Source organism: Rhizobium mesosinicum, from assembly GCF_019511345.1.
Lineage (GTDB): Bacteria > Pseudomonadota > Alphaproteobacteria > Rhizobiales > Rhizobiaceae > Rhizobium > Rhizobium mesosinicum.
Genome location: NZ_JAEUAK010000011.1, coordinates 38,683 through 58,939 on the forward strand (window position 1 = coordinate 38,683; position 20,257 = coordinate 58,939).

A 20,257-nucleotide genomic window follows, 5' to 3' on the forward strand; every position below is an offset into this window, starting at 1 on the left:
ATCTATCGGCCTCTCGTTCAGTGGGCGAGGAACAAGGGCAGCTGGCAATCCTCGATCATCCTGCGCGTCACGCCGCCGAACAGGCTCTGCTGCCATCTCGGGTGATTGTAAGCCCCCATGACGATCAAATCCGCGCCCATATCCACTGCATGCCGGGTAATGATCTCGTCGGCGCTCTTGCCTTCGCTCGAAAGGCGATCGATCTGGACCTTGACGCCATGGCGGGCAAGGAAGGCCGCGATATCGGCGCCCGGCTCTTCGCCGTTCACACCCATGCGGGCCACAGGGTCGACCATGGTCACATGAACGATTTCGGCTCCTTCCAGGAGATCGAGCGACTGGCGGGCGGCCCGCGCCGCCTCGTTGCTGGAATCCCATGCCAGCACCACCGCTCTTGGCGACGTGGTGATGGCGTGCCGGCCGCGGTTGATGAGGATCGGCGTCGGCGCCTGGAAAAGCGCGCCATCGAAGATCCGCTTCCTGAGGTCGGCATCCCCGGCAGCATCAGATCCCAGAAGCACGAGATCGGCATAAAGCGCCCGCTCGGCGATATCCTGGTCGGCCCATGCAAATTCCGTATAAAGATCCTGCACCTCGAACGAGAGGTCGGTGGTTGAAAGCGTCTCCTTGATTTTCGCCGCCGCCGAGGCGAGCTCGTCGATCTCCCGCTGCCTCTCATCCAGCCAGATGGTCGAGATCGCATTATATTCCCCGAACGACGGGGCCGCACCGATGGAAACCGCAAGCGCGGTCAGATGTGCCCCATAGGTGGCGCAAAAGCTCGTCGCGCTTTTCAGATCCTGCTCGTATTTGTTGCCTCTGAGGATGCTCAGAACTGTCGTAATGGCCATGATGGCTGCCTCCGTGAATGGATGTCACGAAGCTAACAATCCGGCCCGGTGCGGTCTTTGACATTAGTCAACAACGATCCGCCGCCAAGGCCGATGCCTGCGGCTCCGACCAAAGCGGACGGACCGGAAAAGCGGCGCCATATCAGCCTCTTACTGGCAGTTCGGGCGCACCTGTGCGGACGAATCCGATCCAGGAAGTCCCGCCGACGCGCCGGTGCCTGTCATGCCGTTGCAATCCGGCGTTCCCCTGCCCATCCCATTGCCGGTGCCGGACGGGCCGCGCACTGCCGGATTCGTCGTATCGGGATTGGGCATGGTGCTGTTGGTGTTGGTGTTGTCGATGCTGTTGGCGTTCGGCAACAACGTGTTTCCGGTGCCGGCGCCCGTGCCTGTCCCGATGCCGCCGGAGGAGCCGGAACCGGTCAGACCGCCTCCGGAGGCGCCACCCACGCCACCTGAACTGCCGCCTATCCCGCCTATGCCGCTTCCTGCACCGCCCGCGCCACTGCCAACGCCAGATGACTGCGCCATCGCAGAGGTGGCGAGGCCTATGGAAAGGATGGATACCGTGATGAGCTTCTGAAGCATGAAAACCTCCATGTGCTTCATGGGTCATCAGACAGAACTTGAGGCTCGGCCCGAGGTTCCGTTCATCACGAACAAGTTTCGGCCTTTCGCCGGTCCCGATGCCGTGAGGACATTGGAATTCTGAAAGATCAGCTTACCAAAGGAAGGACAATGTCGAGGTTCTGCATCGTACCGATATGGTTCCAGGGCGGCGAATTGTAGAATTCATATCCCCCATTGCCGTCAGGCAGGAACATTTCGCCGGATGCCGTGAGCCAGTCGACGCTGACGAATTCATAGGTCCGAAGGATCTCAGCGTAAGAACCTGAATGGTTCATGGAAACATAGCGGCCCGCCCGAAACTGCAGCGGCGAAAGAGCGGTATCGTCGATGCGAAAGCCCTGATCCACGACAGCACAGTCGTAGCGGACGAGCTCCCCCGGCGTGATCAGCGGCGTGTCGAGAATGATGCCGACCGGCCGCGCCTCTTCAAGCGGAAAGCCGATCCGCTCCAGATAGCCGGCAAATTTCCGCCAGTTGTCCTCGAACGAGGCGTAGGATCCGTAGAATCGTATGGCCAGAAGCCTCATGTCCGGGCGCTGGCCGACTTTCACGCGCGCCAGGTCCGCCTTCTCCGGTCTCGGCGGAGCCGGCAGCACCTTCTGGGCCGCGACACGGTAATCCGAAGGCGTCAATCCGAATTGCCTTTGGAACGCGCGGATGAAAGCCTCATGGCTGGCATAGCCGGCATTGAACGCGATGTGCGTGATCGGCTGGCCGCTCATCTGCAGGTTCATCGCCGCGCGGTCGAGCCGTGTGCGGCGCATGTAGGCGCTCGGCGACTCCCCCATGACCTCCTGGAACTGCCGCTGGAAATGAAAGGGGCTGAGCCCGAGATGAGCCGAAATGTCCTGCAAGGTCGTCGACGCGGCGGGAGTACGCTCGATCATGCGCACGGCGCGCGCAATCCGCGGGTGGTCGAGCATTCGCGGAGGCGGAGCCTTCCGCAACGAGGACGCATTGTAACCCGCCGGAGGCGGATCGTAAGCCAGCTCCCGATCGGCATTTTCGAAATCATCGTTCATTGAAAACAGCAAAGACTACAGTTGGATAAGGGACTTCAACTTAGCCTCACCGCAAGTTTTATCAAGTCAGCAGACGCGCCTTCCGTGTAGAGAAGCTCATTCATGCGCGATATTTTTAAAACCCCGGCGAGTTTTTTTCATGACATTCTCCCTGTCCGGCCGTCCGGCCCCAACCTTTCGACGGCTGTCCGAGATGCCGGAAAGCAGCGGGAGCAACCTGCGTGATCGAACGTTTCCGGGCAGGCCATTCCTGCGGCAGCTCGTGTTCGGCCCGCTTTCCCTGATTCTTCTTACGATGATGGTGCTGCTTGGCGCGGCAACGTCTTCCGCCCAATCCGCCCCCGTCGTTACCTCCGTTTCGGTCCCTGCGAATGGATATTACGGGAACGGAGACAGTCTGACCTTTGTCGTGCAATTCAACGAGACTTTAATCGTCAGCGGCGCGCCATATGTTTCAGTGATCGTCGGCAGCCAGTCGCGGCAGGCAAGCTATCTCTCAGGAAGCGGGACGAGTTCGCTTCTGTTCCGATACGCGCTCCAATCCGGGGACATGGACATGGACGGCGTGGTGCTCGGCGCGATGAGCCTGAACGGCGGCACCATCGAGAACGCCGGAGGGGAAGCGGCCGACACCACCCTCAACAATGTCGCCCCGACTGCCGGCGTCCTGGTCGACACGCTGGGACCGACCGCCGTAACCGCTGTCGCAGGCACGCCGCCGTCGCACGCCACGCAGGTGGCATTCCAGATCGTGTTTTCCGAACCCGTGACCGGCTTCTCGATCGCAGACATGGTTCTGGCCACGACCGGAACTGCCACCGCTACGCTGGCCAACCTTTCGACGGCCGACAACACCACCTACACGGTGCAGGCGCAGAACATTTCCGGTACGGGCACGTTGCGTTTGAATATTGCACCGGGTGCTGTCATCGATGTTGCCGGCAATACCAACCCGGCGGCAACAGGAACGCCGTGGACCGTCGGCGCTTCGTCCAATGCAGATCTGTCGCAGTTGCAGCCCAGCCAGGGCAGCCTCAGCCCGGCTTTCAATGCGAATACGCTGACCTATTCGATCTCGGTGGCCAACAATGTCACCGCGATCGCGCTGACACCTGTCGTCTCCGAGCCGAACGCGACAGTCACGGTCAATGGTTCTCCGGTCACCTCCGGAGGCGCCAGCAGTTCCATCAGCCTCGCTGTGGGCGCCACGACGATCGCTGTCGTCGTCACCGCGCAGGACAGCACGGTGAAGACCTACAATGTCACCGTGACGCGTGCCGCCTCCGCGGGGCCGACAGCCGCGTCCCGCACCATCAACGTGATGGCGGGCACGACTATCGCAGTCGATCTTACGGCGGGCGCGACCGGGGCACCCTTCACCGCAGCGACGCTCACCTTCCTGCCGAACCCGGAAGCGGGAGGCGTCTCTCTCGACGCAGCGCAGATGCGGCTCACCTTCTCGGCGAGCCCTTCATTCGCAGGCTCGGCTGCGGTCGGCTATACGCTGTCGAATGCGTCAGGCACATCGGACCCGGCAACGATCACATTTGCCGTTGCCGCCCGTCCCGATCCGACTGACGATCCCGATGTGGCCGGCCTTCTCAATGCGCAGGTGGATGCCGCCAGGCACTTTGCCCAATATCAGACGCGCAACTTCAACAGCCGCCTGGAGCAACTGCACGATGAGGGCGAGCGCCAACGCCGATCGCTCGATATCCGCCTCGGGCTTCGCCGCTCCGACAATGGCAATGGTGGGGTCGTCAATACCGAGCGCCAGTACGGCTGGGCAGGCGGCAGCGAGCCTGACCTCACCGGCCCCTCCGTATCCGGCCGGCAAAACAACGGCGCGACCCCGCAGATCCAGGGGCCGGATCTCGGTCCGTTTGCGGTCTGGTCCGGAGGATTCGTCAATTTCGCCGATACCGGCAACGGCGACCTGGACATCGGATCGACCACGGTCGGCGTGAGCGCAGGCGTGGATTACCGCTTCTCCGACCGCTTCGTCGGAGGCTTCGGCCTGGGCTATGGCCACGACAAAAGCGATATCGGGAATGATGGTACGGAAAGCCGTGGCGCGGCCTACAGCGCTGCGATCTACGGCTCCTTCAAGGCCGCGGACAACCTGTTCCTCGACGGCCTGATAGGCGCAAGCCGGCTCGATTTCGATTCAAGCCGCTATGTCGCCTCATCAGGGGATCTCGCTGCCGGAAACAGGGACGGGCGGCAGATGTTCGGCTCCCTCACCGCTGCCTACGAATTCCGGGACAAGACATGGCTCGTCTCCCCATACGGCCGGTTCGAACTGTCCAGGTCATGGCTCGACGGGTTCACCGAGAAAGGCGGGGGCATCTACGGCCTGACCTATGGCGATCAGACGGTCGATACGGCCGCGGGCGTTATCGGCCTCCGCCTGAGCTATACCCTGCTGATGGACTGGGGAGCGCTGACACCAGGCATGCGGGCGGAATATACCCATGATTTCGCGAGCTCCAGCCGGCTGCGGCTCGGATATGCCGACATCGGCACGCTTCCGTACGAACTCGAAGCGGAGGAATTGGGGGACGACTATTCGTCCCTCGGGCTCTCGCTCGATGCTGCCTTACTGAACAACTGGGCGGTGGGCGTGGAATACCGGGCGGCGGTCGGCAGCGGAAGACAGGACCATGCCGTCGGCATCAGGGTCAGGAGTGAATTCTAAAGCAATTCCAGTAAAAGTGCACAGCGGTTTTGCGTCCGGAATTACGTAAAAACAAAGAGATAGAGCAATTCCATCTATTTCCGAACCACCGAAATGTTCTATATCAATGGCAGAGCGCCGGTGTGCCCACATTGCTATGGATCAAAGCGTGGACGGCAGAAATGCGCCATCCGCGGTCAGCGCTGATCGAGCGTCGGATCGCTGTTTAAATGGCCGGAACGCGTACCGTCCTTCGGCCGCGTGTCCAGAAGGCGCGAAAGCACGGTCCGCTTCCTCTTGCGCGGGATGAGATCGATGTCGCTCACGAGCTTTGCGCCGCCCTCGTGCCGCTCCAGGATGATCTTGCGGCTGTGGAACACTTCCAGCTCGGCGCGATGCGCCACACTGACGATGGTGACCTTGGGCAATTCCTCGATCACCATCTCCATCATCCTGTCCTGGCTCTTCTCGTCGAGCGCCGAGGTCGCCTCGTCGAGCACGATGATATCGGGGTTGTGGAGCAGCAGGCGCGCGAAGGCGAGCCGCTGCTTTTCGCCGCCCGACAGGATCTGGTCCCACGGCGCCTCTTCCTCGAGCTTCTCGTTGAGATAGGCCAGCCCCACCTTCTCGAGTGCGTTCTTGATCTCATCCAGCGGCCAGCCGTCTGCGGCATTGGGATAGGCGACGGCGCGGCGCAGCGTGCCCGACGGGATGTAGGGCCGCTGCGGCAGCATGAACAACCGCCTGTCGGGATGGAAATCGACGCTACCGTGACCCCACGGCCAGAGACCCGAAATGGCCCGCACCAGCGTACTCTTGCCCGAACCGGATTCGCCAGCGACTAGCACCCGCTCGCCGGCCTCGATCTCGACCTGGGTTTCCTTGACCACGGCCGTACCATCGTCCAGCGACACGGAGAGATCGTTAAGGCTCAGCATCGCCTCGCTCGCCGTTTCGCCATGCTGGATGCGCCCCAGCGCATCGCTCTGCTCGGCCCGTTCCAGCCCGTCGAGCGACATCATCAGCGAGGCGACACGCCGCGCGCAGGCGTTCCAGTCGGCAAGTCGCGGGTAATTGTCGACCAGCCAACCGAAGGCGGTCTGGACGATGGCGAAGGCTGACGCTGCCTGCATCACCTCACCCAGCGTCATGTTGCCCTCCAGAAATTTCGGCGCGCAGAGCAGTACCGGCACGACGGGCGCGATCAGCATCGATCCGTGCGAGACGAAGGTCGTGCGCATATACTGGTGGGACAGCTTCGCCCATTGGCGGAGCACATTGGCAAACGTCTTGTCGAGGTCGTTGCGCTCCTCCTCCTCGCCGCCGAGAAGCGCGATGCTCTCGCCGTTTTCGCGCACATGCGTCAGCGTATAGCGAAACTCGGCCTCCATCTGGTTCTTGACCTCGGAGACCTGGACGAAATGCCGTCCGATGACGGCGATCGTCGTCGAGGTGATGAGCGCGTAGAGCACGGCCGTCACGACGAGAAAGCCGGGAATGGTGATCGACATCCCGCCGATCGGCAGCGTCAGGGCGCCCCCAATCGTCCAGAGGACCACAATGAAGGTCGAGGCCGAGAGAAAAGCCGAGATGACGCCGGCGATGAAATCGACGGGAGATTCCGTCGCGATGCGCAGATCCTCGGAAATCCGCGCCTCCGGGTTGCTATGATCGCCGCCGATGAGGTTCAGCTGATAGTAGCGACCGTTCGCAAGCCACCGCGCGATCAGCGCGGTCGCAAGCCACCGACGCCAGTGCCGCTGGATCATCATGCGGACATAGACCTGACTGGTGACGAGGACGACACTGCCCGCCACGAGCGGCAGGAAGATCGCGCTCAGATAATAGACGGTGCCGGCATCGTGCCGCTCGATGGCATCGAAGATGCCGCGGTTCCACCTGTTGATCCCGTACTGGAAGCCGACATTCATGCAGATCATGACCAGGAGCCCGATGGAACACGGCCAGGCAAAACCATCGCCCTTGCGGCTCCAGTAGCCCCGCGCGCTGATCCAGAATCGCTTCAGCAGATATTTCTTGCGCGCCCGCTCGGCCTCCTCCGGCGTCAGGTCCGGATCGGATTCGATAACATCTGGCGGCGGCGCGACCTCGACGGTCGATGCCTTCCCCTTGGGTGTCTCCTCGGCACCATCAGGTTTGGCGCCGTCGACCGATGTCGGCTTCAATTTTGCGTCGGTCATGCCAGCGAAAACGGATTACCGATCGAAAGGTTTCACGAGCGGGGCCAAGCTCGGTGCTTGCCGGAAATTATATCGGGAGAACCCGAACCAGGACACAATCGACACGCGAGATCCCTATTCGACGCTTCCATCATGTGGCACTCGCCATCTGATGGCTCTCGCTGTCAAAACCGTAAGCTCGCTGCACCAGAGCGACGCGAACTTCGTATTTCGAGTACCAGTCCTGGCGACCTCGCCGCTGTGCTTCGACATGATCCATGACGCTCTTCCAAGCGCGTATGCTGTCTTCGTCTTTCCAGTATGAGATCAGTATTCCGAAGCCATCTGCGCCGCGAGCGCTTTCGAAGCCGAGATACCCCGGTTGTTGACTTGCAAGTTTGGTCATTGCGTAACCAATCTCGCCATAACCATCGTCTACGTTTGTTCGCTGCGAAGTGAAGCTGACCATATAGTATGGTGGCTCTGGCAGGGCGGCTATCTGCATGTGATTTCCTCTGTTTTCGAAGCAGAAGTTACTTGCGCAATCCATCTTCCATCCATTTCGGCGGGAGCGCTAAGTCTGCTTTCGAGGCCTGAAGCGGACAGGTGGCTTGTTGTTATTGACAGCCAGCACGGTGAACCGTACCTCTCGCTTTGGTCGATTGTTGTCTACAGCCTGTTTGTTGTGTGGGGCTTACAAGCGATTGGCCTTTGGCACCGGAACGCATTCAGCGGCGATAACAAATGACTACCGTGGAGAGGTTTTGTCCCTTTCCGGACCTGTGTCAACGTCGTCATCGCGATGCGGCCGGCATCACATCAGCACCCTCAATGACATAGGTCGCATAGCGATGGTCGCGGATCAGGCTTATCTTTTGCCCCCGCCATTCAAGCAGCATGAAATAGGAAGGACGATCAGACGGTTCGGCTGATACCAGTAATATTTCCCGGCCTTCCAGCCAGGCCGGTTCGAGCCTGACCGGCGGATATTCGGCATAATAGGTGAAAAACCGACCGACATCGGCAGCACCGTCGATTTCCGGCCGCCGCGCCTGACGAAGCCGGACATCGTCGGCCAGCAGGCGACGCAGGGCGTCCCAGTCCCGGGCGTTGAAGAGCGCCGCGAAGTTCAGAACCTCGGGGCTCGGCGGCGGCGCAACTTCCTGCCGCCTGTCGGAGATGGCGCGCAATCTCGCCCGGCCACGAGACAGATGGGCCTTGACGGCATCGACGCTCAGTTCCAGGAGCGCCGCGATATCCGCAAGCGGCTCTCCCAGGACATCCTTGAGGATGACAGTGCTGCGTTGCGTCACCGGCAATTCCGCAAAATGGCTGAGCGCCATCCGCACCGTCTCCTGCCGGATCAGCGCATCCTCCGGGCCGACGGCGCCGATATCGGCGAGATCGAAGGCCGTCTCAAGCGGCTCCGATCGGCGCGTGCTGCGCTGGCGCAGGGCATCGATGGCTCGGTTATGGACGATGCGAAAGAGCCAGGGTCGCAGGGCCGTGTCCGGCGGGATAGAGCCGGCCGTCGCAAATACCCTGGCAAACGCATCCTGAATCACGTCCTCGCCATCGATCACCGAACCCACCAGACGAGAGGCATAGCGATGCAGTTCCGGGCGAAGCGCGTCCGCTTCGCTAGCCAGGGCCGCCAGCAGGGCTTTCCTCTCTTCAGCGTCGAGAGCAGTGTCTTCCGTCATTCGATGACCGTCACCCCCGTATCTCCGCGAACGCCGTAGACCATGGCCTCGGCGAGGTCAGTCCTGCCGATCAGGTCGGCGACCATATCGCCAAACGCCCGCGGCGTCATGTCCGGCCAGGTGGCGGCCTGTTCGGCAAATGTCCGACCCGCCTTCGCAGCGTAAGCCTTAATTCCGGTATCGCCCACGCCGGTTCCGGCAAACATCTGCCGGGGAACGATGACCCGGAAGCGAAGGCCCAGACCGAGTTCCGCCGACAGGCTCTCGGCATATTTTGCAATGAACCACTGCGCGCGCTTCGCTCCCGCATAACCGCCCGATAGCGGCGACCCCTGCACGGCGGCTCCGCTGGAGACCAGCACGACAAGCCCGCCCGGCGCCATCGGCAGGGTCAGGGCAGCCTGTACCCAATGCAGCGCAGCCTTGACGTCCACATTCCAGTTTGTCGTGAACGCCTCCCAGCCAATCCGGTCGATCCGTTCCATGGGCGGCTCCGCACCGGCATTCATGATGACGAGATCGGGCCGCGTCTCTTCCGTGATCCGCCATGCCGCGTCGGCATCGGTTGCATCAGCCGATATGGCGGTGACGGCCGGCTGCTCGCCCGCCTCCTGCACGGCATCAGCGGTTCGGGCGATCACAGTGACTTCAGCCGCGCGAGCAACAAATGCCTCGGCAAGCCCCCTCCCCAAGCCACGGCTCCCGCCGACGACCACAATTCGCTTTCCTTCCAGATCCATCTCTCAGTCCTCATACGGCTCGGGTCCGACCGCTCGACGACGGTCGCAACAACGACGTTTCAAGGAGGAGAAAAGAGTCATCGCCATCTGCGATTTGTGGGGGGCCGGATCGAGCGCGGCGGATGACCCTGATATCTGTCCTCTGCACTCACCGAGGACATCTCGCCCGGAGCCCCCTCACCCTAACCCTCTCCCCGCCGGGGCGAGGGAACGTGGATACGGCGCCTTTTAGAATGGAGACGGTGCGGCAGTTTTCCTTCTCCCCGGCGGGGAGAAGGTGGCCCGAAGGGTCGGATGAGGGGGCCACATCCGCCGTCAGTCATCATTGAATCAACTCTCCCCCTCGACTGTCAAGGCGCGTCGATCCACGAACCAGACACCTGCCGATCAGGCCAACAGCCCGTGCAGCACGAGATCGATATGCGCTTTCACATAGGCATCTCTGTCCAAGGGCCGCCGCTCGTCGAAGAGCAGCTTGAAGAACAGGAAGGTGATGGCGGGAGCCACGACTGCTTCGGAAAAGGCAGCCGGCCCCGAACGGAATTCGCCGAGCCTTACGCCGTCATTGATGACGGACTGCAATTGCATGTCGAGGGGATCGATGAATGCCTCGTGGTGCCTGTCGACGATCTGGGGGAAGCGCGAACCTTCGGCGATGATGAACCGCATCATCTCGCGCAATCTGCGATCGCTGATCATGAGATCGTAGATCTGCTCGATCGTCTTCTGCAACCGCTCCACCGCGGTGCCCTTCTGTTCGGTTACGCGCGCCAGAAAGCCTTCCAACGGCACCGAAATGTGCCTGATCATCGCTTCGAAAAGCTGCTCTTTCGTCTCGAAGTAGACATAGACCGTGCCCTTCGTGACCCCCACCCTGGCGGCAATGTCTTCGACGCGCGTCGCGATAAAACCGCGCTCGACGAACTCTTCGAACGCCGCCTCCAGGATCTCTACCGGCCGGCGGGCCTTCTGCTCGGCGCGTGTCAGTTTGTTCGTATCGGGCATGCCTCACCTTGAGCTTTTTTTGTTGCCGGGCGTCAAGAAATTTTCATTGACTGATCGGTTAGTCAATATTATTCGTCTGCCGAACCAATGCAAGAGGTCAATCATGAAAACTGTCCTTGTTGCCGCCTGGCTGGGTGTAAGCGCCGTCGCGCTTGCCTCATGCGAGGAGAAAAGCGCGAGTGAGGCAAAACCCAGGAATGTTGAAGCCGTCGTGGCCAAGGTCACGCCGGCAGTCGAAACCAACGCCATCACCGGAGAGGTCAGCGCCCGCGTCGAGAGCGATCTGTCCTTCAGGGTCAGCGGGCGCATCGTCGAGCGTCTCGTCGATGTCGGCTCGTCGGTGAAAGCCGGCCAGGTGCTGGCGCGCATGGACGCCGAAGAGCAGAAGGCCGATCTCGGCGTCGCCACCGCGAACCTGCAGTCGGCCATTGCCCAGCGCACGCAAGCCCAGCTGGCCTTCGACCGGCAGCAGAGCCTGTTCAGAACGCAGGTCGCTACCCGCGCTGCACTCGATCAGGCCCAGGAAGCGCTTTCGACCGCCGAGGGCGGCGTGAAACTGGCGCAGGCGCAATTCGATACTGCGCAGGACGCGCTCTCCTATACGGAACTGCGCGCCGATGCCGATGGCGTCATCACCGCCAGAAATGCCGAAGTGGGCCAGGTCGCGCAGGCCGCGCAGCTCATATTCACGCTTGCGCACGACGGACCGCGCGATGCCGTCTTCAACGTCTTCGAGTCCCTCTACCTCGGCCGCAATCTGGAAAGCACTGTCAGCGTCAGCCCCCTCTCGGCGCCGTCCCGCAAGATCGAAGCCTCCGTGCGCGAAATTTCGCCGACGATCGATCCGTCGACCGGAACCATCAGGGTCAAGGTGGGTCTCGAAGCTACGCCGGACATGCAGCTCGGCGCACCTGTCGTCGGCTCCTTCCGCACGAAGGAAAAGGACGCGATCGAGCTGCCGTGGTCGGCCATGGCTTCAAAGGGCGGTCAGCCTGCCGTCTGGATCGTCGATCCCGCTTCATCGAGCGTATCCCTCCGCCCGGTCGATGTCTCCGACTATGAGACCGGCCGTTTTGCCGTACGCGCGGGTGTCGCACCCGGGGACATCGTCGTCGTCGACGGTACGAAATTCCTGCGACCCGGCGAGGTCGTCACCTATGACAAGGAAGCCGCAGAATGAATATCCGCACAACAGCCGGCCTTGCGATCCTCGCATCACTGTTGCTGACCGCCTGCCAGAAGCAGGAGGAAGCTCACGAAGAACCGCCCCGCCCCATCCTTTCCGTCGTCGTCGCTCCGACCGCGGCCTCCGCGCTGACCCTGCCGGGCACCGTCCAGGCGAGGATCGAGACGCAGCTGGCGTTCCGCGTGCTCGGACGCGTCATCGCGCGCAAGGTCAGCGTCGGCGACCTCGTGAAACAGGGTGACGTCGTTGCCGCCATCGATCCCTTGGCGCTGGAGCTTGCGGTCAAGAGTTCGCAGTCCGAGCTTTCTAACGCCCAGGCGCAGCTGGCGAACGCTGCTTCCACCGAAGAGCGCCAGCGCTCCCTGCTGGAAAGCCGGTCGGGAAGCGAAGCGGCCTATGAAGAGGCCGAACTCGGGCGCAGGAGCGCCGACGCTGCGGTCGCCAAGGCGCAGGCCAATCTGGACAAGGCCGAAGAACAGCTGGGTTATGCGCAGCTCAAGGCAGAGTTCGACGGCGTCGTCACGGCGACTTCGGCCGAAGTGGGCCAGGTCGTTTCCGCCGGCCAGAGCATCGTCACCATCGCCCGCCCGGAACAGAGCGACGCGGTGATCGACATTCCCGTCGCAAGCTTCGACGGCCTGAAGGTCGGCTCACCCTTCGAGGTCGCCCTGCAGCTCGACCCGACCATCCGCACGAGCGGCACGGTCAGGGAAATCGCCCCGGAAGCCGAATCCACGACGCGCACGCGGCGCACGAAGATCGCGCTCATCGATCCGCCGCCGGCCTTTCGCCTGGGCTCCGTCGTCACGGCAACCGCGACCGTAGACGCTGAGCCGACGATCCTGCTGCCCTCCTCTTCTGTCCTGATGAAAGACGGAAAGCCTGTTGTCTGGGTGGTCGACACCGCCGCCGCCAAGGTTTCCATTCGTCCGGTCAGGATAGACGGCGACCTTGCCGAGGGAGGCTCCGTCCGCATCGCCGAGGGCGTCAGCCCGGGCGATCGCGTCGTCATCGCCGGCGTTCACAAACTCGCCGATGGCCAGGCCGTCAGAATAGATTGAGGAAATTGCCCGTGAAAAAATTCAACCTGTCCGACTGGGCGCTCGAACACCGTTCGCTCGTCTGGTACTTCATGATCGTCTTCATTCTGGCCGGCGCCTTTTCCTATATCAGCCTCGGCCGTGAGGAAGATCCGAATTTCACCATCAAGACCATGATCATCCAGGTGCAGTGGCCTGGCGCGTCTGCCGAGGAAGTGACCAAGCAGGTCACGGACCGCGTCGAAAAGAAGCTCGAAGAGCTGGAATCGCTCGATTACACGAAGAGCGAGACGGTGGCCGGGCAGACGACGATCTTCGTGGAACTGCTGCCGACGACCAAGGCCAAGGATGTCAACGCCATCTGGATGCGCGTGCGCAACATGATCGGCGACATCAAGGGCGATTTCCCGAGCGGCGTCATCGGGCCGTTCTTCAACGATCGCTTCGGCGACGTCTTCGGCAATATCTACGCCTTCACCAGCGACGGGCTGACGCAGCGCCAGCTCCGCGATCTCGTCGAGGACGCGCGCGCCAAAGTGCTGACGGTTCAAAATGTCGGCAAGGTGGACATTATCGGCGCGCAGGACGAAGCGATCTATCTCGAATTCTCGACACGCAAGATCGCCGCCCTCGGTCTCAACCAGCAATCCGTGATCGAGACGCTCCAGGCGCAGAATGCCGTGACGCAGTCCGGTTTCGTCGATGCCGGTCCCGAGCGCATCGCATTGCGCGTGAGCGGCCAGTTCACCTCGGAGGAAAGCCTCAAGGCGATCAATCTTCGGGTCAACGACCGCTTCTTCCCGCTGACCGATGTCGCCACGATCAAGCGCGGCTATGTCGACCCGCCCTCCGCGCTCTTCCGCTATAACGGCCAGCCGGCGATCGGGCTCGCCATCGGCATGAAGACAGGCGCGAACCTGCTGGAATTCGGCGAAGCGCTCGACAAGGAGATCAAGCAGGTAACGGCCGACCTTCCCATCGGCGTGGATGTCGAACGCGTTTCCGATCAGCCCGCCGTCGTCGACGAAGCCGTGTCAGGCTTCACGCGTGCGCTGTTCGAGGCGATCGTCATCGTGCTTGCGATCAGCTTCATCAGCCTCGGCGTGCGCGCAGGGCTCGTGGTTGCCATCTCCATTCCGCTCGTTCTGGCGATCACCTTCCTGGTCATGGCCTATAGCGGCATTTCTATGCAGCGAATTTCGCTCGGCGCGCTGATCATCGCCCTTGGCCTCCTGGTCGACGACGCGATGATCGCAGTGGAAATGATGGTCGCCCGCCTGGAGGTCGGCGACGACCTCCGGAAGGCGGCGACCTATGTCTACACCTCCACCGCCTTCCCGATGCTGACGGGTACGCTGGTGACGGTCGCAGGCTTCATCCCCGTCGGCCTCAACTCCAGCGCGGCTGGCGAGTTCACCTTCACCCTCTTCGTGGTCATCGCCGTTTCGCTCCTGGTCTCATGGGTGGTGGCGGTCCTGTTCACGCCGCTGCTCGGCGTGACCATCCTTCCGAAAACAATGAAATCGCATCATGAGCAGAAGGGTCGTTTCGGGCGGATCTTCTCATGGCTCCTCGGCGTCGCCCTGCGCTGGCGCTGGATAACCATCGGCGCGACGCTGGCAGTGTTTGCCCTCTCCATCGGCGGCATGAGCCTGGTGCAGCAGCAGTTCTTCCCCTCCTCCGACCGGCCCGAACTGATCGTCGACTGGAACCTGCCGCAAAACAACTCGATTTCGGAAACGAACAAGCAGATGGCGAAGTTCGAAAGCGAGATGCTGGCAAACAACAAGGATGTCGACCACTGGACGAGCTATGTCGGCCAGGGCGCTCCCCGCTTCATCCTGTCCTTCGACGTACAGACGCCAGATGTCTCCTTCGGCCAGACGGTGATCGTCACCAACGGGCTCGACGTGCGCGACAAGGTCAAGGCCGAGCTGCAGGACTATCTGACGAAGACCTTCCCGGGCACGGACGCCTTCGTGAAGCTTCTCGACATCGGCCCGCCGGTCGGCAAGCCCGTGCAATACCGCGTGAGCGGACCCGACATCCAGAAGGTGCGTGATCTCTCCCACCAGCTTGCAGGCATCGTCGGAGCGCATCCGCTGCTCTCCAACATGACCTTCGACTGGAACGAACCGTCGCGCGTCGTCAAGGTCGATGTCCTCCAGGACAAGGCGCGCCAGCTCGGCGTCTCCTCGCAGGATATCGCAACCGCGCTCAACAGCATCGTCGAGGGCTCGGCGGCCACGCAGATCCGCGACGACATCTATCTCGTCAACGTGATCGGCCGCGCCCAGACTTCGGAACGCGGTTCGATCGAGACGCTGCAGAACCTCCAGCTTGCCGGCGCCAACGGCAACTCGGTGCCCCTGTCCGCTGTTGCCAATTTCCATTACGAACTGGAGCAGCCGACGATCTGGCGGCGCACCCGCATACCGACCGTCACGCTCAAGGCAGCCGTCGTTGGACCGACGCAGCCGGCGACGATCGTCACCGAGCTGAAGCCGAAAGTGGACGAGTTCCGCAAGGGTCTTCCGAGCGGCTACAAGATCGTCGATGGCGGCTCTGTCGAGGAAAGCGCCAAGGCGCAAGGCCCGATCGTGGCGGTCGCACCGCTGATGCTGTTCATCATGGCGACGATCCTGATGATCCAGCTGCAGAGTTTCAGCAGGCTCTTCCTGGTCTTCGCTGTTGCCCCCACCGCGCTGATCGGCGTCGTCGCGGCGTTGCTGCTCAGCAATGCACCTATGGGCTTCGTCGCCATCCTCGGCGTTCTGGCGCTGATCGGAATCCTGATCCGCAACTCCGTCATCCTCGTCGTCCAGATCGAGCATCTTCGAAGCGAGGGCGTGCCGCCCTGGCAGGCCGTCATCGAGGCGACGGAGCACCGAATGCGACCGATCATGCTGACGGCCGCTGCGGCGACCCTCGCGCTGATCCCGATCTCCAGGGAAATCTTCTGGGGGCCGATGGCCTACGCGATGATGGGCGGCATTGTCGTCGGCACGGTGCTGACGCTGCTCTTCCTGCCGGCTCTGTATGTTGCCTGGTTTCGAATACCCCGCGAAGCCTGACAACGTAGGCCCGCCCGGATCATTCCGGGCGGGTTTTTCTTCGCCCTGCCGGAAGGCTCGCAAGCGCTCGGTCAGCCGATATAGGCCGCCAGTTCGTCGGGCGTTCCCATCGGAAAGGCGGCTTTCAGATAGTCGAGAAAGGCCGATACGCGCGTACTCAGCAGCCGCCGCGAGGGATAAAGCGTCCAGAGCGCGATCTCCGGCCCGTCGGCATCTCCCCAATGAACCAGCGTGCCGGCGGCAAGGTCGCCACTGACGAGCGAGATGGGAAGGCGGGCAGCACCCACGCCCATGCGCACCGCGTCACGCACCATTGTCAGCGATGACAGCCTGAGCACCGTGTCTACGGCAATGCCCGACCCGGCGCCCGCTTGCCTGACATGCCAGACGGCAGTCTGATCGCCCGCTCCGCGCACGACGGCCGGAACGGCCGAACCATCCGCCGGCCGAGTAAGAGCCGGGTTCGCCACGACCACCAGCCGGTCACGCAGGAAGATTCGCCCGACGAGGCTCTCATCGGGATCCGGATTGACCCGGATCACCAGGTCGTAGCCTTCCTCCACCATGTCGACGGCCCGGTCTTCCGTCGTCACCTCAAGCCGCACGTCGGGATAGGCAAGCGCGAAGCCGGCGGCGAGCTTGCCCATCGCCGTCTGCGAAAATAGCAGCGGCGCACTGATCCGCAGCCTGCCGCGCGGCTTATCCGCACCGGAGGCGATCGCCGCCGCCGTCTCGTCGAGTTCGGTCAGCAGGGCTCCGGTGCGCTCGTAAAGCGCCCGTCCCTCCTCGGTCAGCTTCAAGACACGCGCGCCCCGCTCGAAGAGACGCAGGTCGAGACCTGCCTCCAGCTCCGCAACCCGGCGTGAGAGCGTCGCCTTCGGGCGCCCGGCGGCACGGGCGGCGCGCCCGAACCCGCCATGACGGGCAACGAGATTGAAATCGGCAAGCGCAAGCAGGTCCATGCGTTCCACCTATGAGACGATCTGTCTAAAATCATCGTCTACCGGATCATACCTGAACCGTCCATCTTGATTGTGTCAAGCAAACCGACACCAAAGGAGAAGACGATGATCTATTCAACCGCAACTGTTCCAGTTAATCCGGAAGGCGAGACCCCGCTCACCCGTGCGGAGGCATGGCAGGGCCTCGTCCTCAAGGCCCGCGACGCGCGCCTGTTCCTGCCGCCGAACCTCTGTACGGCGTGCGACGTGGTAGAAGAAAGCGCCACTCATATCGTGCGCGAGGCGACGATCGCCGGACAGGATCTGCGCGAAATCATCACCTTCGAACCGGAAAGCAAGGTCACCTTCTTCCAGGCAACCGGGCCGCGCGAAGGCGCGATCGTCAACGAACTGTTCGAGGACGAGCAAGGTGTCCTGCAGCTGCGCTTCTACTGCTACCTCGGCCTGCGCGGCAAGGAGCCGAACGGGCCGGAGGAACAGGCCGAACAGGCCTGGATGGATGGCGAAAAGGGCTACAGGAGCGCGCTTGTCTCGACACTGAAGCGGACCCGCGAACTTCTCGCAGAAGGCAATCTCTGATCATCGACCAAAACGGAGGGACGGCCCCAGGGCCGGGCGTCCCCCCTTGCGAAAAGGAACGGAGCCATGAGCAATATTCAAACCGATCACCCGAAAATCCTGATCCTCGGCGCAACCGGGCCGACCGGCCGGCTGATCGTCTCCCAGGCGCTGGCGCGCGGCTACGATGTCACCGCGCTCATCCGCTCGCCCGAGAAAGCAGCTGACCTGAAGGGCGCGAAACTCGTTGTCGGAGATGCGCGCGACGAAAAGGTCTTGCGCCAGGCGCTTGAGGGCCGCAACGCCGTCATCAGCGCGCTCGGCACGCCGGCAAGCCCCTTCCGGGAGGTCACGCTACTGTCGACGGCGACGCGCGCACTCGTCGATGCCATGAAGGCCGAGCATGTTTCCCGCCTCGTCTGCATCACCGGCATCGGCGCCGGCGACAGCGCCGGGCATGGCGGCTTCCTGTTCGACAGGCTGATCTTCCCGCTTCTCCTCAAGAAGGTCTATGCCGATAAGAACCGGCAGGAAGCGATCGTGAGAGACAGCGGCCTCGACTGGACTCTCGTGCGTCCGTCGCTTTTGAACAACAAGGCCGGCGATGCGCCGGTCCGTGCGCTGACCGACCTTTCCGGTTTTCATGGCGGCAGTATAGCGCGGGCGGCCGTTGCAGCCTTCGTTCTCCACCAGCTGCGTCAGGACCGCTGGCTGCACCAGGCTCCGCTGATCACGCAGTGAGCCAATGTCCGCTTCGTTTCCGCTGTCGGCAAGTCAGGGGCTGACAGCCGCATCGAAGCTTTCAAGCGCGTCCGTACCGGCTCCGAAGCGCCGGCATTTGAGGGTGGCTTCGGCATAGTAGAGGATGCGCGGTGATCGCCCTACTTGATGACCTTCACGTCGGCCACGCCCTCTTCGAGGCGGCCGTGTTCGACGGGGCTCCGCAGAACGAACATGTCACTGCCGACGTATCCTGGCTGCGATGTGTAATAAACTGCGACCCCATTCGCTTTGGCTTTATCGCACTTCATCTTTTTACCGTGTGAATTGGCGACAACCAGCTGGTGGAGAATGTCGATACGGCCGTGCTTAGGCTGCTCCACGATATCTATATTAGGGTACGCAACAAACTCGCAGTCCCCGTCGAGCTGAACATTCTCGAACACCAGTTTCTTTTCGCCGCTGCGTGCTGTTACGGGGTGGGATTCGCGTTTGGAAGCCGACGTCGTCGTGCAGTTCGAAAGGGAAATCGCCGCGGCTGCCAATATCGAATATGTAAAGATATTTTTCACTATAAACCCTCAACTTTGCTTGAACAAACATTGAATATTTCGGGGAGTCAAGCAGAGTGCACGGCTCAAATCCGGCAGTTTCTCCTGCTCCAAACATTGGCGAGGTTCGATCTTGAAAAGACGTGTCAAGGCGTGTGTGTTCTCGCTTGCAGCAGGGATTGGGCTGCTGGCGGCGGACATGGGAAATGCCGATGACATTCCTTTTTTCGTCAGCCGTGATGTGCCCGATTACAGGGTCCTGATGACGGTTCGAGAGGCCGATCGCCCGCCAAATACACATTTGCGCTCGGTTATTCATCATCATGGATGGACAAGGGTCGAAGAGCATTGGAGCCAGGGGACACGCGTTTCCTATGGAAGCTTCTTCGATAACGTCTTGCTGTCGACATGGAAGCCTCACGACGACGAAGACGTTACTGATATGACCATCACAAATGTCGCGCCGCTACGTAGGGGCATCAGCGTTAAGAACACGAAGGAGGTTGGGACCGCCATCCATCCGGCCGGTGAAGCTTGCAAATGGTGGGAGATCATCGACAAGCCCGAGCTGAAGGGGACTTTCGGACCCTTCGCCTATAGCTGCCTATCACATGATGGCATTGAAGTTGCCACAAAGGGGTTGATAAAGCGCAAGGAGCCTTACGGCGAAACGCAACTGGTCAAACTGGAACGAACACCTGTCGAGGAATCGGAAGTTAGACCTCCGAAGCGGCTCTTCGACCCCGCATTCTGGCTGAAGCCGCTCAGGCACTATCCCAAGAGACCTGCAAATCTTCCCGATTTTGAAGCGAGAATGATTGGCGACCGGTCGGAGAAAAGAGTGCTCAGGCATTATCCCTGGCGATTTGAAGAAGAGCACAGCAAGGATGGAAGGGTGGTGTTTTCGGTCTGGAACATGCTCGACGATCAAAATTTGACTGTCGGTTACTCCAAAACCGAGCGTTACTTCGAGGCTCGTCGCTCATCGATTGATCTTCGGCCATCAAGTAACCCTATCGGTGTTGAGATCGGTCCGACCGACTTGAAAAAGAACGGTCGTTACCTTGGAGAGTCCTGTGCCTGGTTCGAAACAACGCACCTTGCTGATGCGGGCAGGAGCGAATGCCTGACGCCGGATGGTGTGGCGCTGAAAGTCGAGTTCAGCTCGTGGGTGGGTCTCGGTGAAAACTATACCGCCGTCGAGGTCAAGCGTCGCCCCGTTGACCTCAAAGAGATGATCCCGCCGCCGGAATTGATCGATCCGTCATCATGGGGATTCACCGTCAGCGACTGATCTGTCGAGTGCCCGGTTTACTTGTCCACCCTCACACTCAACACGCCTTCTTCAGTGCAAGCCG

17 protein-coding genes are annotated in these 20,257 nt (G+C 61.6%); 7 read left to right on the forward strand and 10 right to left on the reverse strand.

Features of this window, described 5'->3' with window-relative positions; genetic code table 11:
- Positions 1-17: 17 nt before the first annotated feature.
- The 3 genes from JNB85_RS24205 to JNB85_RS24215 form a co-directional block, all read right to left on the reverse strand.
- The gene (locus JNB85_RS24205; protein ID WP_220336833.1) at positions 18-851 is read right to left on the reverse strand and encodes a universal stress protein; all 834 of its coding nucleotides are present in this window, start codon (positions 849-851) and stop codon (positions 18-20) included.
- 150 nt (positions 852-1,001) lie between these two features.
- Positions 1,002-1,439: a hypothetical protein gene (locus JNB85_RS24210; protein WP_220336834.1), complete on the reverse strand. Its 438-nt coding sequence runs from the start codon at positions 1,437-1,439 to the stop codon at positions 1,002-1,004.
- 128 nt (positions 1,440-1,567) lie between these two features.
- Positions 1,568-2,503 (reverse strand): AraC family transcriptional regulator, encoded by a 936-nt coding sequence (locus tag JNB85_RS24215; RefSeq protein ID WP_220336835.1) that lies wholly within the window; start codon positions 2,501-2,503, stop codon positions 1,568-1,570.
- A gap of 139 nt (positions 2,504-2,642) precedes the next feature.
- Between JNB85_RS24215 and JNB85_RS24220 the strand changes: the two genes are divergently transcribed.
- Positions 2,643-5,201 carry an autotransporter domain-containing protein gene (locus JNB85_RS24220; protein WP_220336836.1) on the forward strand — a complete coding sequence of 853 codons (2,559 nt, stop codon included), beginning with the start codon at positions 2,643-2,645 and terminating at the stop codon, positions 5,199-5,201.
- Positions 5,202-5,377: 176 nt separating this feature from the next.
- Here JNB85_RS24220 and JNB85_RS24225 read toward each other — a convergent pair whose 3' ends face one another.
- The 5 genes from JNB85_RS24225 to JNB85_RS24245 all read right to left on the reverse strand — a co-directional run bounded on the left by JNB85_RS24225 (position 5,378) and on the right by JNB85_RS24245 (position 10,808).
- The gene (locus tag JNB85_RS24225; RefSeq protein WP_220336837.1) at positions 5,378-7,381 is read right to left on the reverse strand and encodes an ABC transporter ATP-binding protein/permease; all 2,004 of its coding nucleotides are present in this window, start codon (positions 7,379-7,381) and stop codon (positions 5,378-5,380) included.
- Positions 7,382-7,511: 130 nt separating this feature from the next.
- A complete protein-coding gene (locus tag JNB85_RS24230) occupies positions 7,512-7,865 on the reverse strand; it encodes an antibiotic biosynthesis monooxygenase family protein (protein ID WP_220336838.1) in 354 nt (117 codons plus the stop codon).
- A 289-nt stretch (positions 7,866-8,154) separates the two neighbouring features.
- Positions 8,155-9,063: a sigma-70 family RNA polymerase sigma factor gene (locus tag JNB85_RS24235; protein WP_220336839.1), complete on the reverse strand. Its 909-nt coding sequence runs from the start codon at positions 9,061-9,063 to the stop codon at positions 8,155-8,157.
- Positions 9,060-9,803 carry an SDR family NAD(P)-dependent oxidoreductase gene (locus tag JNB85_RS24240; RefSeq protein ID WP_220336840.1) on the reverse strand — a complete coding sequence of 248 codons (744 nt, stop codon included), beginning with the start codon at positions 9,801-9,803 and terminating at the stop codon, positions 9,060-9,062. The genes JNB85_RS24235 and JNB85_RS24240 overlap by 4 nt, the downstream gene beginning before the upstream one ends.
- 387 nt (positions 9,804-10,190) lie before the next feature.
- A complete protein-coding gene (locus tag JNB85_RS24245) occupies positions 10,191-10,808 on the reverse strand; it encodes a TetR/AcrR family transcriptional regulator (RefSeq protein ID WP_220336841.1) in 618 nt (205 codons plus the stop codon).
- Between the two features lie 103 nt (positions 10,809-10,911).
- On the opposite strand from JNB85_RS24245, the gene JNB85_RS24250 reads away from it, so the two are divergent.
- The 3 genes from JNB85_RS24250 to JNB85_RS24260 are packed head-to-tail and all read left to right on the forward strand — an operon-like array spanning position 10,912 to position 16,108.
- Entirely contained in the window at positions 10,912-11,988 is a 1,077-nt protein-coding gene (locus JNB85_RS24250; protein WP_220336842.1) for an efflux RND transporter periplasmic adaptor subunit, read from the forward strand.
- The gene (locus tag JNB85_RS24255) at positions 11,985-13,055 is read left to right on the forward strand and encodes an efflux RND transporter periplasmic adaptor subunit (protein ID WP_220336843.1); all 1,071 of its coding nucleotides are present in this window, start codon (positions 11,985-11,987) and stop codon (positions 13,053-13,055) included. The genes JNB85_RS24250 and JNB85_RS24255 overlap by 4 nt, the downstream gene beginning before the upstream one ends.
- Positions 13,056-13,066: 11 nt before the next feature.
- Entirely contained in the window at positions 13,067-16,108 is a 3,042-nt protein-coding gene (locus JNB85_RS24260) for an efflux RND transporter permease subunit (RefSeq protein ID WP_220336844.1), read from the forward strand.
- 71 nt (positions 16,109-16,179) lie between these two features.
- Here the strand turns inward: JNB85_RS24260 and JNB85_RS24265 are convergent, their stop codons facing one another.
- Positions 16,180-17,070: a LysR family transcriptional regulator gene (locus JNB85_RS24265; protein WP_220336845.1), complete on the reverse strand. Its 891-nt coding sequence runs from the start codon at positions 17,068-17,070 to the stop codon at positions 16,180-16,182.
- 105 nt (positions 17,071-17,175) lie between these two features.
- Here JNB85_RS24265 and JNB85_RS24270 point away from each other — a divergent pair, with 105 nt between their 5' ends.
- Positions 17,176-17,649, forward strand: coding sequence for an AtaL-like protein (locus JNB85_RS24270; RefSeq protein WP_220336846.1), 474 nt, complete (start codon positions 17,176-17,178; stop codon positions 17,647-17,649).
- 66 nt (positions 17,650-17,715) lie between these two features.
- On the forward strand, positions 17,716-18,369 hold the full coding sequence (locus JNB85_RS24275) for an NAD(P)-dependent oxidoreductase (RefSeq protein WP_220336847.1): 654 nt from the start codon (positions 17,716-17,718) through the stop codon (positions 18,367-18,369).
- A gap of 140 nt (positions 18,370-18,509) precedes the next feature.
- Here the strand turns inward: JNB85_RS24275 and JNB85_RS24280 are convergent, their stop codons facing one another.
- Positions 18,510-18,920 carry a hypothetical protein gene (locus tag JNB85_RS24280; RefSeq protein WP_220336848.1) on the reverse strand — a complete coding sequence of 137 codons (411 nt, stop codon included), beginning with the start codon at positions 18,918-18,920 and terminating at the stop codon, positions 18,510-18,512.
- 112 nt (positions 18,921-19,032) lie between these two features.
- On the opposite strand from JNB85_RS24280, the gene JNB85_RS24285 reads away from it, so the two are divergent.
- The gene (locus JNB85_RS24285) at positions 19,033-20,193 is read left to right on the forward strand and encodes a hypothetical protein (RefSeq protein WP_223216591.1); all 1,161 of its coding nucleotides are present in this window, start codon (positions 19,033-19,035) and stop codon (positions 20,191-20,193) included.
- Positions 20,194-20,257: the final 64 nt, after the last annotated feature.